Here is a 13,952-nt window from a genome sequence, read left to right on the forward strand (position 1 = left end):
TGCATTTTGTGCAAAAGCATGCGTTGAGATTTGTGTGGCAACTAGGCCCAGCGCCAGCCATAAAGAAGCTTTTTTAAACATAAAGAATATCCTGTGATTGGTGATAAAATGATAATGATAATCATTGTTATTTATAAGGGCAATGGTTAATGTAAAATTAATTCATAAAAAGATATTGACCAAAGGGACTAAAAGGAGTTTAATTAAAACACTATTTTTTAATAGCGCCGATTTGACACAGATTGCGGGCGAAAAACAGCTAAACAGTGGGTGTTAGTTACTCTTAACCAATGAGCAAATATACATCAAACCATTTTCCTGTTAAGCCCGTTGTGTTGATCACATCGGGCTTAATTTTTGGTTAGGAGTTTGTTTGTATGATTTTCTTGGATAATATTGCCAAGCAATATCAAAACCAAGATAACACTTGGTTCAGTGCTGTTCGCCCAACAACATTGCATATTCAAAAGGGTGAAATTTTTGGCTTAATGGGTTATTCAGGCGCAGGAAAATCGACGTTATTGCGTTTAATTAATTTATTAGAACGACCTGATCAAGGCTCTGTTCGAGTGGGGGATCAAGATCTCACAAAATTATCTAAAGATGATTTACGCTTAGCGCGTCAAAAAATTGGCATGGTGTTTCAGCAATTCAATTTATTATCGAATCGTACAGTTGCCGAAAACATTGCATTTCCATTGGAAATTGCAGGTTGGAGCAAGCAAGATATTGAAAAACGAGTGGCTGAATGTTTAGAAATTGTGCACTTAAGCGATCGCATCAACCATTATCCATCACAATTATCAGGCGGACAAAAGCAGCGCGTCGGCATTGCGCGTGCTTTAGCATCAAATCCTTCTGTCATTCTAGCGGATGAGCCAACTAGTGCATTAGATCCTTCCACAACTCGCAGTGTATTAAGTTGCTTAAAAGAGATTAACGAGCGCTTCAACGTTACGATTGTGATTGTGACACACGAAATGAGCGTGATTCGTAACTTATGCCATCGTGCCGCATTATTGAATCATGGGGAAATTGTGGAGATTGTGGAAGTGCAGGATAACAAAATCTATGCGCAATCAGCGATTGGTCAAGAATTGGTGAGAGAAGATTAAGATGTTAGAAAGATTCAACGAAGCAGTACAAAATATTTTAGCGATTCAAGATGAAATTTTATTAGCATTTTGGCAAACATTTGTGATGGTTGGAATTTCAACTGTTGTGGGTGTTTTGCTTGGTACAGTTTTAGGGATTTATCTATTTTTAACAGGGAAGAATCAGTTATTTGCTAATCCTGCTGTGCATCATGTATTGAATGCAAGCGTAAACTTTATGCGTGCATTCCCATTTGTGATTTTGATGATTGCTTTGATTCCATTGACGAAAGTGATCATTGGTAAATCCATTGGGCCAGTTGCGGCATCATTTGTATTAACGGTTTCGGCAGTGTTTTATTTCTCTCGTTTGGTTGAGCAGAACTTGCGTGAAGTACCACGTGGCATGATTGAAGCTGCGGAATCTGTGGGCGCAAAGCCATTCACAATTATTTTTAAAGTGTTGTTATCAGAATGCCGTTCGAGCATGGTTTCAAGCATCACAGTTTTAGCCATCAGCGTTTTATCTTACAGCGCAGCAGCAGGGATGATTGGTGGCGGTGGTTTGGGGGATTTAGCCATTCGTTATGGTTATTACCGTTTCCAAACTGAATTTATTGTTTTCATTGTGGCAGTTTTATCCATTTTAGTGATCTTGATGCAATCTATAGGCAATAGCATCGCTAGAAAATTAGATAAACGTTAGTTTTATAAATTGTTGGGATAGTTGAGGAGTTTTAGCATGAAAAAATTATGGTCAAAAGCATTAACAGCAAGTGCATTGGCATTGAGCTTAGTATTGGCAGGTTGTGGTCAAGGTAATGATGCAGCAACAGCATCGGATAAACCTGTAGAAAAGAAAGAGATCACAATTGGTACAACGCCTGGCATGTTTGCGGATATGGTGCGTGATTCTGTGCGCCCACAATTGGAGAAGAAAGGTTATACACTTAAATTGGTTGAATTTACGGATTATGTGCGCCCAAATATTGCTTTGGCAGATGGCGATTTAGATATCAACGTATTCCAACATAAGCCTTATTTGGATCTGTTTAAAGAGCAACATAAATTGGATTTGATTGAAGTTTTCCAAGTACCAACAGCCCCTCTCGGCATTTATCCTGGCAAATTAAGTTCATTAGATGATATTAAAGAAGGTAGCTCAGTTGCTGTTTCGAATGATCCTAGTAATAACGCGCGTGCATTAGTAATGTTGGATGAGTTGGGTTGGATTAAATTAAAAGAAGGTGTGAATCCTTTGGTTGCATTGAAGAAAGATATCGTGGAAAACCCTAAAAATATTCAAATTGTGGAGTTAGAAGCAGCGCAATTGCCACGCGCACGCGCGGATGTGGATTTTGCTGTAATCAATGGTAACTACGCGATTGATGCAGGTATTAAACCAACAGAAGCATTGTTCCAAGAGCCAAGCTTTGCTTATGTAAACTGGAGTGCTGTGAAGCCAAAAGATAAAGATGCGGTATGGTTGAAAGACATCACAGAAGCCTATAATTCAGATGAATTCAAAGCATATGTTGATCAAAAATTCCCAGGCTTTAAATTGCCAGCAATTTGGGGCGAGCAAGCTAAGTAATTGCTAGCTAATATATTAAAGATATTCAAAGGAATCATGCGTGATTCCTTTTTTTATTGTGTGAATAAATTCAAGTGAGCGAATTTGTATTAAACTAGATTGATTCTGCATGGTGAATCTTCCACATTTCAGTGAAACTAAATACCTTGTTATTTATAAAGGATTAATGTTGTATGAAAAAAGTAGTACTCGGTTTAGTTGTGATGTTGGGCTGTGCAAATGCGCAGGATTTTACGTTATCAAGTCCAGAGCTTGAAGCTAATGGATTGACGAATAAACAGATGTTCAATCAGTTTGGTTGTCAGGGTGAGAATATTTCGCCTGCATTAGAATGGAACAATGCCCCCAAAGATACTAAAAGTTTTGTGTTAACTGTGTATGATCCAGATGCGCCATCAGGTTCAGGTTGGTGGCATTGGGTGGTTGCGAATATTCCGCCTGCAACGACAGGCATTATTGAAAATGCAGGCAGTTCTGTGGATTTGATGCCAAAAGGTTCTTGGAGTGTTCGCAATGATTATGGCATCAATACTTTTGGTGGCGCTTGTCCACCTGAAGGCAGAACGCATCGTTATCAATTCACATTATATGCTTTAGATATTGATCAAATTCCTGAATCAGAAGCTGCATCGCCTGCGTTTATTGGCTTTATGGCAAATCATCACATGATTGGCAAAGCAACAATGACTTATACTTTTGGTCGATAAATATAAAAATTAAGGGAGAAAAAAGTGGGTTTGGAAAGTTCAAAGCAATTATTGAGATTTGAAGATATCGGTACTTGCGCGACCATCTTTCAACATTATGAACAGCCTTTAACTCAAATTTTCTGCCTCAATCCAATGGTGATTTTAGTGTTGCAAGGTACTAAAATCATCGAGCTTGATCATCAAAAATCCATAATTCATGCAGGTGAAATATTGGTAATTCCTGCAGGTACAACATTGGATATTATTAATTTAAATCCTGTGAATGATAGCTATTTAGCATGTTATTTTACGTGGGAATCTAAGCCATTAAAATATTATGAAAAAATGCGAGAAAGCCGTCATTCAGCATATTTAGAGGATGTTCAAATCTTAAAGAATATCCCTGAATCATTTAAAGATAGTTTTTTACAGATATCCAACCAGCTAACCACAATCGAAAATCGAGATTTAATTTCACATAAATTTGTGGAAATTCTGATTTGGTTAGAGCAAATGGGGATTGTTTTTTCCAGTGTTGAAAACCTTACATTGTCTCAAAAAATTACTCAGTTAATCTCTCAAGCACCCAATCAAAAATGGCAAGCTAAAGGAATTGCACAGCATTTTCATTTAGGTGAAAGCACGATGCGTAGGCATCTTGCGAATGAAAATACAAGTGTCAGCCAACTTATACAAAATGTGCGCACAAGTTATGGCTTAACTTTATTGCAAACAACCCATTGGAACATTGAAGATATCGCCCAAGAAGCTGGCTATGAATCAGGCTCCCGATTTGCATATTACTTTAGACAACGTTTTGGTTTCTTGCCGAGTGAAATGAAGAATAATGCTAAACCAAATAGAGAAATACGTAATTAATAGCACCGAGGATAGAATATACATATCGACATCCAACCCACAAATACAACGACCCAAAGCATTATAAATATATAAAATAGGGTTAAAATAATTTTGGGTATTAATGGTATTGATTTTGCAGAAAGAATAGGAACTATAGAAATAGGGCTTGCAATAGCTCCAAGTACTACAAAGAATACATCGATATTGGTGAGTAACTCGAAAAAACGAGTGAGAGCAATTACTAAGAAAGCACCCCATATTGGATAGCTCAGCAAAAGAATGTTAATGATAATTTTTTTATGTTTAGTGAGAAATGCTTTCATATTTACTTTCCTTTATCCAAAGAAACACAGCACCATAATCAACAGGAGTGGATATAAAGCTACTTGTAAAACCAAATAAGTGATTTGTAATTTTACTAAGCAAATAATCCCTGCAATTCTACTTTCTAAGCTTCTTGTTGTATCAGGCTCGAGGTTTTTAATGAGTTTGTGTTTCAGTAAGATTTGGTCAAAGGCTTCCAAGTTTTCAATGCTTGGGGATTCTGATTGTAATAATTGAAAAAACTCATAATCCATCGCAATGCGAAGCGCATAATAAGTTTGTGCGATCAGCAATACAAACGCAAGCAAAATCGCGATGATTGCAAATCTAAAAGGTGCAAGATAAGCAATGCTCAACGCTGTGATGATGAATATTGCCCAAGATGATCGATTGATTAATTTGCCTTGTTTTAATAGCGCAATTAATACGGATATTTCCACGTTAATCTCCTTAAAATTTTGATCTGTTCTTTATTTAATACGATATCTTTGCGTGCTTTTTTCAGCTGTTTAATCGCTTGGTTAACTGAATAGTTACGATAAACCACTAAATAAGCCACTAAACTTGCGGCGCTTCTTGAATAGCCTAAAGCACAGAAAACTAAAGTATCGCCATTACGAATGGCTTTATTGATGGTATTGGCAGCATGTTCACATTCATCCAAAGATAATGGCGTCATATCCAATAAATAATTAGGATAATAATTCATGACTTTGTGCCCATTGAGGGGAATCTCTGCACAGCAATCCACTAAGCTTTTAAATTGTCGAGCAGTTTTGGTATTGGGGATTGCGCCTAAAAATAGATTTGGCAAAACTTTATCGTAAGAATTATTCTTGCACGTCCAAATTTTAGAATTAATCTTTGCAATGAGGATATAAGGCAGAAATAGAATCCATTGGCTCAATGAATAGTTACCATTTTTCTGTTTAGGAAAACCTTTCTTACCAAAAAAGCCATAATTACAAGCCACAATCAAAAGTGAAAATGCAGGATACAATAACCACAACCAAGCATGTTTATTCACAATTGCTATCATGGTGAAGATGATGGATACAGTGAAATAAACACCAAACCATTTCCAATTTTTAGCGAGTTTTGGCACATATAGAGGGGATTGAATATGATTAGGAAATATCCAAATGGCTAAAGCACCCGCCAACATTCCTGCAGGTATATCAATGAAATGATGCTGCCATGTTGTTAATACCGAAGCGCCAATGAAAATCGACCAAATGCTAATGAGCCAATGCCATTTTTTAGAAAATCGCTCAGTATAAAAAGTCCATAACACAACTAAAAGGGCAATGTGCAAAGAGGGCGCTTGATTATAAGGGTGATCAAACTTCATCAAAGAATCAAACCACCAACCGAAAAAACCGCCAACATCAGGACGAGAAAGAATATTGATCTGTTGCAATGGAAAGAGCAGAAAACCCAAAACACAGATAATTTGTGTGGCCAATAAGCGTTTGCCCAATGTTTTGAGTTGTTTGCTATTGATCGCTAATAAAATGGCTAAACCATAAAAGAGGTTTTCTGTCCAATAGGGAATGATCGTCCATGGAATCAATGGAATGTTATGTTCCCATTGAAACATGATGTGGGGAATGATCTCAGTTTTTGCCCGCCAAATGGTTAAATAATTGGCGGCATTGTAGGTGAGATAAAAGAATATGGCTAAAGATAATAGCCATATTCCTTTTTGTTGCCAGAGTTTTTTATTGTTTTTGTCCATTACGCACCGCGATTGATACAGTGAAAATTCCCCATTCATCAATGAGCATATTTTGTTTCGTAAAGCCTGCTTCTTCTACTAATTGATCCATTTCTAATTGAGTACGACGGCGCATAACCCATTGCTGGCCTTCGCGATGGCTTGTTAAGGCGCGCGCGATGTATTCTAATTGTGGATGCCATGGTTGGTTAGTATAAATCAAATAGTTACCTTCTTCCATGCTGTTCGCTAAACCTTTCAAAGAACTTTGTAATAGATGATTTTCGCCAAATAATTCATATAAACCTGAAACTATTGCAATGGTTGGTTTGGTTGCTAAGTTGGATAATTCTTCTTCGCTGAATGCATTGCCACGCTCAAAAGTTGCAATCTTAGTTAAGCCTTTTTGCGCAATCAAATCAGTGCCTTTTTCAACGTTCAATTCACTATAATCACGGAGTAGAATTGACTTCGGTTTTTTAGGCAATTGATTCACAGTTTCTAAAATATATCGGCCATGACCTGCTGCAACATCCACAATGTGCACATCTTTTTTATCCGCTTGTTGTGTTTCAATGGCTGATTTTAGAATTTTCTCTAAGTTCACTTTGCGTTGACGAATCCCGCGCCAGCCAATCGCATCCAAGTATTTAAAATCTAAGAAGCGGCCAAAAGCTGTTAAACCTGTTGGCTGATTACGATAAACATAATCCAATGTACTGCCTGAATCAAAACCCGTTTCAATGCCGAGTTTCACGCCATCCGATGTGCGGGATGCAAAGCACAAACCTTTTTTAGTGAATGCCCAATACATTTTTTTGAAAATATTTCGTTCAGGTTTCGCTAATTTTTTCGATTCTTCTGCAGTATAGCCAATTTTGTCAGCATCAATTAGATTAGGTGTTTCAATCGGTTGGCTGAATGCTTTTTCTATAAAAGTTCGTGCTTTATGAATGGGAATGTTACGGTATTTTTCGCCCAATGTATCGTGATAAAAGCCTTTCAAGATATGCATTTCTTTCGTTTTAGAGCTGAGATTTTTAAAGAAAGTTGTTTGCGGTTTTCTTTTAACCACCCAATCAGAACCTGAAATTAATAATTGCGTTGGCACATGAATGGATGCAGCATCCGCAACGATTCGTTTTGATGTATCAAATAGATCTAATAAAATCTTAGTGGAAATAGGACGTTCAACTAGAGGATCAGCATTGAAGGATTCTTGGCGCACTTCATCATGGGTTAGGTAATTAGATTTCACATAGCTATTCACAAAGAAATTGCCACGAATGTTATACATTAAACGCAACCCTGGAATTGCAAATGGCACATAAAGTTTCACTTTAAATGCAGGGGATGCTAAAACTAAAGCGCGAATTTTAGGTACATAATCATGAGCCCACGTAGCAGCAATGACAGCGCCGACGCTTTGTGCAATCACTGCGATATTTTCAGCTTTAATATTGTGTGTAGATTGAATATGCTGAAAGAGCATTTCTGCATCATGCACCATCCAGCCAAAGTTAGGCGCATCCCCTCGGGCACCGGGTGATTGACCACAACCGCGAGCATCCCAAGCAAAGAAGTCATAATCAGGTAAATCTAATTCATCCACTAAGTGAGCAATTCTGCCTGAATGTTCATGCCCACGATGGAATAGCATGATCGCTTTTTTCTCTGTGCTTGGTTCTGTCGCAGCCCAATGGCGATAGAAAATAGATTCACCATCATGGCTGATAAAATGTGCTGTTGTTTCTGTTCTCATGATTATGTCCTTATTATTTATATATTTGAATGATCTTTAAGTTTTGCAATTTCCTCGCCTACGGCGAGGAAATGCATAATGTGTTTTTATAAAGCATTCGTTTCTCGAATGCCTTGGCGGATTCTGTTGAAAATTGTGTAGATCAATAATGCGATAACGATGTAGAACACAATGTTGATCCAATAGATATCAATTAAATTGAGTGCAATGACAACGCTTAATGTGCCAAAAACAAATGCACGATCACTTTTACCCATTGGGCCATCATAACGGCGGTTTGCTCCGATCAAGGGTGCCATTACGCCTGCATATTCTGATAACAAGGCTAAAAAGATGATGCCCAAAATAAGATAGATATTGATACCTGCAATGAAAATGAACACAGCGAATAGGGCGCTATCTGCGATCACATCGCACAGTTCATTTAAATAAGCACCGAGTTTAGATTGTTGATTAAATTCACGAGCTAGCATTCCATCGATAGCATTTAGAGCCATGCGAATGAACATCCAAATCGGCATTAACCATAAAACTAATGTATTTGGCAGAAAAAATGCCATAGTTGCAGCAATGATTAATGAACCAATACACGCAGCAACAGTCACTTGATTGGCGGTGATTTTGGCATCATAGAGCTTTTTCACCATTGGGCGAAGTAATGCTTGAAATGCAGGCTTGAGTTTATAAATTGAGATCATAATGTTACCTCTAGTAATTCTTTTTGGAAGTGAATTTAAATTAATATTAAACGATGTTTTATTTAAAGTAAACAGTGTTCAATAAAATTTTATATTGTGCTTTATTTTTAACCTGCTAAAATTTCGATCTTTATTTCACCCATGAACGAGCAAGGAGGACATTATGACGATATTACAATCAAATCTCTTTGCAGGCGTTTATCTTTAAGTTTTAATTTTAAAACTCGTTTCGCCTGCCAATCACAATATATTTTAAAGTTACAAAATAAAGGATTGGAAATGGGCAATACCATTCAAATTTTATCGCCTTGGACAGAAGGCAACGCGATTGATCAACTTAAAAAAACTGCTGAACTAAAAGGCATGCATTCTGTGGCAGGTATGCCAGATTTACATGCAGGGCGCGGTTATCCTGTAGGCGCATCATTTTTTTCAGTGGGGCAGTTATATCCTGCTTTAATCGGTAATGATATCGGCTGTGGAATGAGTTTATGGCAAACGGATTTATCAGCTCATAAATTTAAGTTGGATAAAGCAGAAAAAATCTTAAAGAAATATTCGGACTTTGCAGATGATGTTTGGTTAGCGGACAATGTGCCAACTGAATTGCAAGATCATGCTTATAAAAACTCATTAGGTTCAATCGGTAGTGGTAATCATTTTGCTGAATTTCAGAAAGTGAATAAAATCATCCATCAGGATTTATGGGATCAATTGAATCTCAATCATAAAAACTTATTCTTGTTGGTACACAGCGGTTCTCGTGGCTTAGGGCAATCAATTTTGCGTGATCATATTGATCACTATAATCATGAAGGCTTAAGTAATGCCAATGCTATCGAAGAGTATTTACAAAAGCATGATGATGCTGTGAAATTTGCAAGTGTGAATCGAGCATTAATTGCAGAAAGAATGATGGATGCACTCAAAATGGCAGGGAACCGTATTTTGGATTTACCACACAACTATGTGGAATCAGTAGTGATTGATGGGGTACAAGGTTGGTTACATCGTAAAGGTGCAACAGCTAGCCATCAAGGTTTGGCAATTATTCCGGGATCACGTGGTACATATAGCTATTTAGTGATGCCAAAAGCACAGGAAAGCTCACTATTTTCCATCGCACATGGTGCAGGTAGAAAATGGATGCGAAGCGAATGTGCAGGGCGATTGTCACAAAAATACAGTGTGGATCAATTGACAAGAACAGAGTTGGGTAGCCGAGTGATTTGTCAAAATCGTGATTTATTGTATGAAGAAGCACCTGAAGCTTATAAAGATATTGAAGGTGTGATTCAAGCATTGCAAGATGCAGATTTAATTGATGTGATTGCTGAGTTATCACCTGTGTTGACTTACAAAACATCAGGAGAACGATAATGCAAATTGTACAATTATCATCCGCTCAAGGACCTGTTGAATGCTCGATCGCGATTGAAAAAGCCTTGAATGTATTCATGAAGACATTATCAGCATATAATATTCATTTTGAGTTGATAGAATCAGTTAAGGATCGGCAAGGCTTAAAATCAGCATTGTTGCATGTAGATATTGAAGATGATCATGCTTTAATTCAAGAATGGCAGGGCACGCATCAATGGATTTGGAAAAGTTCTGTGCGCCCAAATCATCCGCGTAAAAACTGGTTTTTTGGTGTTGAGTTTTTTTCATCGCCTAAAGCATTATCTGAAAGTGAGATTGTGTATAAAGCAATTTCAGCACAAGGGCCGGGTGGGCAACATGTGAATAAAACTTCATCAGCGATTCAAGCAACACATTTGGCGACAGGTATTTCTGTCAAAGTGCAAACGGAACGTAGCCAACATGCCAATAAGCGTTTAGCCAATTTATTGATCCAACAAAAATTGCATCAAAGAATGAATGAAACATTGGATCAAGCAGAAAAGGAACGACGCTTAGTCCATCATCAATTAGAACGAGGGAATGCTAAGAAAATATTTATGGGTGATCAATTTAAATTAACTAATTGATTAGCATTATCTTTATAAGATTAAAGTTTAGAAGCCTTCTTGGCGTGAGAAGGCTTTTTTAAGATTTAATTTGTATTTAAACAGTGTTTAGTTTAAAGTGCGTGCTATGCTTTGAAAAATAATAGAGGAATGCTGTATGGCAAATTTTCCACAACATAGTTTAATCATGGTAGGCATTTTACTTACCATTTTGGTGATTGCTAGCATTATTGTGTGGCGAAAAAATAAATTTGATTTGAGTAAAGATCACACTGAATTGGTTCAGCGTACGCAATCATGGTGGTGGATGATTGGGCTGATTTTGGGTGCTTTTTTCTTAGGTCAAAAAGCGACAACGATATTTTTTGCTTTCATTAGTTTTCTCGCTTTGAAAGAATTCTATTCCATTACGCCGATTAGGGCAGTGGATCGCCGTTTAATTTTTTGGGCATATTTATCCATCCCATTTCAATACTATTTTGCTTACATCCAATGGTATGGCATGTTCATTATTTTGATTCCTGTTTATATGTTCTTATTACTGCCATTTAGAGCGGTATTGATTGGGGAAACACAAGGATTTATTAAAGCCAATTCCACAATTCAATGGAGTTTGATGTTATGTGTATTTGGTTTCAGCCACATTGCTTATTTAGCAAATTTGGATCGCGTGCATCCTGAAGCAGGTTTTACAGGATTGTTATTGTATTTAATTTTCATCACGCAATTCAATGATGTGAGCCAATATGTTTCAGGGAAGTTATTGGGTAAACGTAAAATCATCCCGAAAGTAAGCCCAAATAAAACTTGGGGCGGATTCTTGGGTGGTTTAGTGATTACAACAATTTTGGCAGCATTATTAGCACCATATTTGACGATCTTAACGTGGCAGAAAGGCTTATTTGCAGGGATTTTAATCGCAACTTCAGGATTCATTGGTGATGTGGTTTTATCTTCTGTGAAGCGCGATTTAGGCATTAAAGATAGCGGGTCATTGATCCCAGGACACGGTGGATTATTGGATCGTGTGGATAGCTTAATGTATTCAATTCCACTCTTTTTTCACTACTTTTATTACATCACAAAAGAGTTTGCCATATGAAAAAGTTCATCAAAATTCTATTTTTTGCCTTGATTGTTAAACCATTGGTGTTGATTGGTTTGGGTTTAAACATCGTAAACCGTAAGGCTTTGCCACAAACAGGGCCAGCTATTTTGGCAGCCAATCATACAAGCCATTTAGATACATTGGTTTTGATGAGCTTATATCCTTTAAAAATGATCCATCGTGTGCGCCCTGTGGCGGCGGCGGATTATTTTCATAAAAATCGTTGGATCAAATGGTTTGCTACTTATTGCATCGATATTATTCCACTAACACGCAATGAAATTAAAGCACCCAATGAGTTATTTTCGGGCTGTTATGAAGCGTTAGATCATGGTGATATTGTGATTTTATTCCCTGAAGGCACGCGCTCAAGTACAGAAGATCGTATTTTTAAACTGAAACGCGGAATCCATTATTTGGCAATAAGATATGACAAGGTACCTGTTTATCCTGTGATTTTGCGAGGATTAGGCAAAGCTTTGCCAAAAGGTGAAGCGCTATTTGTACCATTCAATTGTGATGTGGTTGTGGGTGAAATTTTAACATTGGATGACAATGCTAAAGTATATCTAGACAATTTAGAAGCGTATTATCAAAATTTATTAAAATCTTGTATTACGAAATAAAAATATTCCCCAAGGTTATCCACAGTAATTGTGAATAACCTTAATCTTTATTTGCGCTTATTTGGCCAAAATTCAGTACCTAAATTTAATATTTTTGGTAGAGATCACTGATACTAGTGACTAACTATTTGTTGAACTAAATGATCATTTCAATAAAAATATAATATTTATCCACCTGAACAGCAAGAGTTCGTCGGTGTTGTTGTAAACTTGCGCTCTTCTTTTTTACAGTTACAGTTTTTACAGGTACATGTGCCAGGCGGGCAATCACAGATCACTTCTTCAACTGCAAATTCTTCTTTTGCGGCTAATGCTTGTTGAATCATTTCAATGTCTTCAAAAGACAATACGCGATTTTCAATCATTTCCACAATGCGTTTCCCCACTTTACGAGAACATAAATGGCCGGAGGTTTCCACTTGCTTACGCGTTCGATCTTCTTCAGCAATGGTTGGGAAATAAACATTGAAACGCCCACGTTTACGAATACCCACAACCCCCTTACGGACAAGTCGAGACAGCATCACTTGAATAGTATTGGCTTGCCAATCGGTTGTTTCACTCAAAATAGTGACAACTTCTTGACTCGTTGCTTGATTTTGCGACCATAATACCTGCATGATGGTGTATTCTGATTGTGAAATTTTATTGGATGCCATTTTTTCCCTTTAAATTAATTGAATTATGAATCCATGGGCTAATTATAGACTAAATTGGATGAAGAAAGGGGCTTGTGTTGATTGAGTGTTATTTATGATTATAAAATCTTTTAAGAAAATTTTAATGTCTGATGATCAGGTTTTGCCAATGTATCAAAAGATCAAAGAGCATATTTTAGAGCATATTGCTAATGGTGATTGGCAACCTAATCAAAAATTGCCCTCTGAAAATGAAATTTCAGCGATTTTAAACATCAGTAGAATGACTGTGAACCGTGCCTTTAAAGAATTAACAGAAGAAGGATATTTATTTAGAGAAAAAGGGGCAGGAACATTTGTTGCAACACCTTTCCAGTTAAACCCATTTTTTGAATTAATACCTATTGCACAAGAGATTGCAATAGAAGGTCGAAAGTTTTCAACTGAAATTATTAAGATGAACGTTGTAGAAAATTTAGAAAGGCATGAGCTTCATTTTTATGATGTGGATCAAGAAAAAGTGTTTTATAGTGAAATCATTTATTTGAGTGAAGGTATCCCTATTCAGTTTGAAAAGCGTTATGTACTAGCGTCTTTTGCGCCAAACTATCTAAAAGAACAGTTTAAGCGCGACTGTTCTACAACATATTTACAAAAATTATCGACGGTTTTATCGCAAAAACATACATTAGAAGCCGTAATTCCTGATGAAAAATTACGCACTATATTAAAGGTTGATGATCACGTTGCTTGTTTCAAAATATGTGAAAAATTACAGTATAAAAATAAACTGATCAGCTATGCAGAGCAGTATTATCCGGCTTCTCGGTATAAGTTCCATAGTAAAATATAAAAAAATTTTTCTAGTAAA

The 13,952-nt window shown here is 36.9% G+C and carries 15 protein-coding genes; 10 read left to right on the plus strand and 5 right to left on the minus strand.

Annotation, left to right across the window (positions count from 1 at the left end):
• Positions 1 to 377: 377 nt before the first annotated feature.
• From BZK14_RS10390 to BZK14_RS10410, 5 genes are all read left to right on the plus strand, one after another.
• Complete coding sequence (locus BZK14_RS10390; RefSeq protein ID WP_077926427.1) at positions 378 to 1,115, plus strand: methionine ABC transporter ATP-binding protein; 738 nt, start codon at positions 378 to 380, stop codon at positions 1,113 to 1,115.
• Between the two features lies 1 nt (position 1,116).
• Positions 1,117 to 1,800: a methionine ABC transporter permease gene (locus BZK14_RS10395; protein ID WP_077926428.1), complete on the plus strand. Its 684-nt coding sequence runs from the start codon at positions 1,117 to 1,119 to the stop codon at positions 1,798 to 1,800.
• Positions 1,801 to 1,836: 36 nt separating this feature from the next.
• Positions 1,837 to 2,688 (plus strand): MetQ/NlpA family ABC transporter substrate-binding protein, encoded by an 852-nt coding sequence (locus BZK14_RS10400; protein ID WP_077926429.1) that lies wholly within the window; start codon positions 1,837 to 1,839, stop codon positions 2,686 to 2,688.
• A gap of 173 nt (positions 2,689 to 2,861) precedes the next feature.
• A complete protein-coding gene (locus BZK14_RS10405) occupies positions 2,862 to 3,395 on the plus strand; it encodes a YbhB/YbcL family Raf kinase inhibitor-like protein (protein ID WP_077926430.1) in 534 nt (177 codons plus the stop codon).
• A gap of 24 nt (positions 3,396 to 3,419) precedes the next feature.
• Positions 3,420 to 4,256, plus strand: a complete 837-nt coding sequence (locus BZK14_RS10410) for a helix-turn-helix domain-containing protein (RefSeq protein WP_077926431.1) — start codon at positions 3,420 to 3,422, stop codon at positions 4,254 to 4,256.
• Between the two features lie 317 nt (positions 4,257 to 4,573).
• Here the strand turns inward: BZK14_RS10410 and BZK14_RS10420 are convergent, their stop codons facing one another.
• From BZK14_RS10420 to BZK14_RS10435, 4 genes are all read right to left on the minus strand, one after another.
• On the minus strand, positions 4,574 to 5,002 hold the full coding sequence (locus BZK14_RS10420; protein WP_077926433.1) for a hypothetical protein: 429 nt from the start codon (positions 5,000 to 5,002) through the stop codon (positions 4,574 to 4,576).
• On the minus strand, positions 4,984 to 6,300 hold the full coding sequence (locus BZK14_RS10425; RefSeq protein WP_171973704.1) for a phosphatase PAP2/dual specificity phosphatase family protein: 1,317 nt from the start codon (positions 6,298 to 6,300) through the stop codon (positions 4,984 to 4,986). Before BZK14_RS10425 ends, BZK14_RS10420 begins: the two co-directional genes overlap by 19 nt.
• Positions 6,284 to 8,041: a bifunctional alpha/beta hydrolase/class I SAM-dependent methyltransferase gene (locus BZK14_RS10430; RefSeq protein WP_077926435.1), complete on the minus strand. Its 1,758-nt coding sequence runs from the start codon at positions 8,039 to 8,041 to the stop codon at positions 6,284 to 6,286. The genes BZK14_RS10425 and BZK14_RS10430 overlap by 17 nt, the downstream gene beginning before the upstream one ends.
• An 86-nt stretch (positions 8,042 to 8,127) precedes the next feature.
• Entirely contained in the window at positions 8,128 to 8,739 is a 612-nt protein-coding gene (locus BZK14_RS10435) for a CDP-alcohol phosphatidyltransferase family protein (RefSeq protein ID WP_077926436.1), read from the minus strand.
• Between the two features lie 279 nt (positions 8,740 to 9,018).
• Here BZK14_RS10435 and BZK14_RS10440 point away from each other — a divergent pair, with 279 nt between their 5' ends.
• From BZK14_RS10440 to BZK14_RS10455, 4 genes are all read left to right on the plus strand, one after another.
• Positions 9,019 to 10,119 carry an RNA ligase RtcB family protein gene (locus BZK14_RS10440; RefSeq protein WP_077926437.1) on the plus strand — a complete coding sequence of 367 codons (1,101 nt, stop codon included), beginning with the start codon at positions 9,019 to 9,021 and terminating at the stop codon, positions 10,117 to 10,119.
• Positions 10,119 to 10,730 (plus strand): peptide chain release factor H, encoded by a 612-nt coding sequence (gene prfH / locus BZK14_RS10445; protein WP_077926438.1) that lies wholly within the window; start codon positions 10,119 to 10,121, stop codon positions 10,728 to 10,730. Before BZK14_RS10440 ends, prfH begins: the two co-directional genes overlap by 1 nt.
• Positions 10,731 to 10,866: 136 nt before the next feature.
• Complete coding sequence (locus BZK14_RS10450) at positions 10,867 to 11,811, plus strand: phosphatidate cytidylyltransferase (RefSeq protein WP_077926439.1); 945 nt, start codon at positions 10,867 to 10,869, stop codon at positions 11,809 to 11,811.
• The gene (locus tag BZK14_RS10455; protein ID WP_077926440.1) at positions 11,808 to 12,443 is read left to right on the plus strand and encodes a lysophospholipid acyltransferase family protein; all 636 of its coding nucleotides are present in this window, start codon (positions 11,808 to 11,810) and stop codon (positions 12,441 to 12,443) included. Before BZK14_RS10450 ends, BZK14_RS10455 begins: the two co-directional genes overlap by 4 nt.
• Positions 12,444 to 12,610: 167 nt before the next feature.
• Here BZK14_RS10455 and BZK14_RS10460 read toward each other — a convergent pair whose 3' ends face one another.
• Positions 12,611 to 13,102 carry a CopY/TcrY family copper transport repressor gene (locus BZK14_RS10460; protein WP_077926441.1) on the minus strand — a complete coding sequence of 164 codons (492 nt, stop codon included), beginning with the start codon at positions 13,100 to 13,102 and terminating at the stop codon, positions 12,611 to 12,613.
• 124 nt (positions 13,103 to 13,226) lie between these two features.
• On the opposite strand from BZK14_RS10460, the gene BZK14_RS10465 reads away from it, so the two are divergent.
• A complete protein-coding gene (locus BZK14_RS10465) occupies positions 13,227 to 13,934 on the plus strand; it encodes a GntR family transcriptional regulator (protein ID WP_171973705.1) in 708 nt (235 codons plus the stop codon).
• Positions 13,935 to 13,952: the final 18 nt, after the last annotated feature.

It is taken from the genome of Wohlfahrtiimonas larvae (genome assembly GCF_002006755.1).
In the GTDB taxonomy this organism is placed as follows: domain Bacteria; phylum Pseudomonadota; class Gammaproteobacteria; order Cardiobacteriales; family Wohlfahrtiimonadaceae; genus Wohlfahrtiimonas; species Wohlfahrtiimonas larvae.

Coding starts and splice junctions, on each gene's coding strand:
- BZK14_RS10390 (WP_077926427.1), top strand. CDS start 378: ATGATTTTCTTGGATAATATTGCCAAGCAATATCAAAACCAAGATAAC.
- BZK14_RS10395 (WP_077926428.1), top strand. CDS start 1,117: ATGTTAGAAAGATTCAACGAAGCAGTACAAAATATTTTAGCGATTCAA.
- BZK14_RS10400 (WP_077926429.1), top strand. CDS start 1,837: ATGAAAAAATTATGGTCAAAAGCATTAACAGCAAGTGCATTGGCATTG.
- BZK14_RS10405 (WP_077926430.1), top strand. CDS start 2,862: ATGAAAAAAGTAGTACTCGGTTTAGTTGTGATGTTGGGCTGTGCAAAT.
- BZK14_RS10425 (WP_171973704.1), bottom strand. CDS start 6,300: ATGGACAAAAACAATAAAAAACTCTGGCAACAAAAAGGAATATGGCTA.
- BZK14_RS10430 (WP_077926435.1), bottom strand. CDS start 8,041: ATGAGAACAGAAACAACAGCACATTTTATCAGCCATGATGGTGAATCT.
- BZK14_RS10435 (WP_077926436.1), bottom strand. CDS start 8,739: ATGATCTCAATTTATAAACTCAAGCCTGCATTTCAAGCATTACTTCGC.
- BZK14_RS10440 (WP_077926437.1), top strand. CDS start 9,019: ATGGGCAATACCATTCAAATTTTATCGCCTTGGACAGAAGGCAACGCG.
- prfH (WP_077926438.1), top strand. CDS start 10,119: ATGCAAATTGTACAATTATCATCCGCTCAAGGACCTGTTGAATGCTCG.
- BZK14_RS10450 (WP_077926439.1), top strand. CDS start 10,867: ATGGCAAATTTTCCACAACATAGTTTAATCATGGTAGGCATTTTACTT.
- BZK14_RS10455 (WP_077926440.1), top strand. CDS start 11,808: ATGAAAAAGTTCATCAAAATTCTATTTTTTGCCTTGATTGTTAAACCA.
- BZK14_RS10460 (WP_077926441.1), bottom strand. CDS start 13,102: ATGGCATCCAATAAAATTTCACAATCAGAATACACCATCATGCAGGTA.
- BZK14_RS10465 (WP_171973705.1), top strand. CDS start 13,227: ATGTCTGATGATCAGGTTTTGCCAATGTATCAAAAGATCAAAGAGCAT.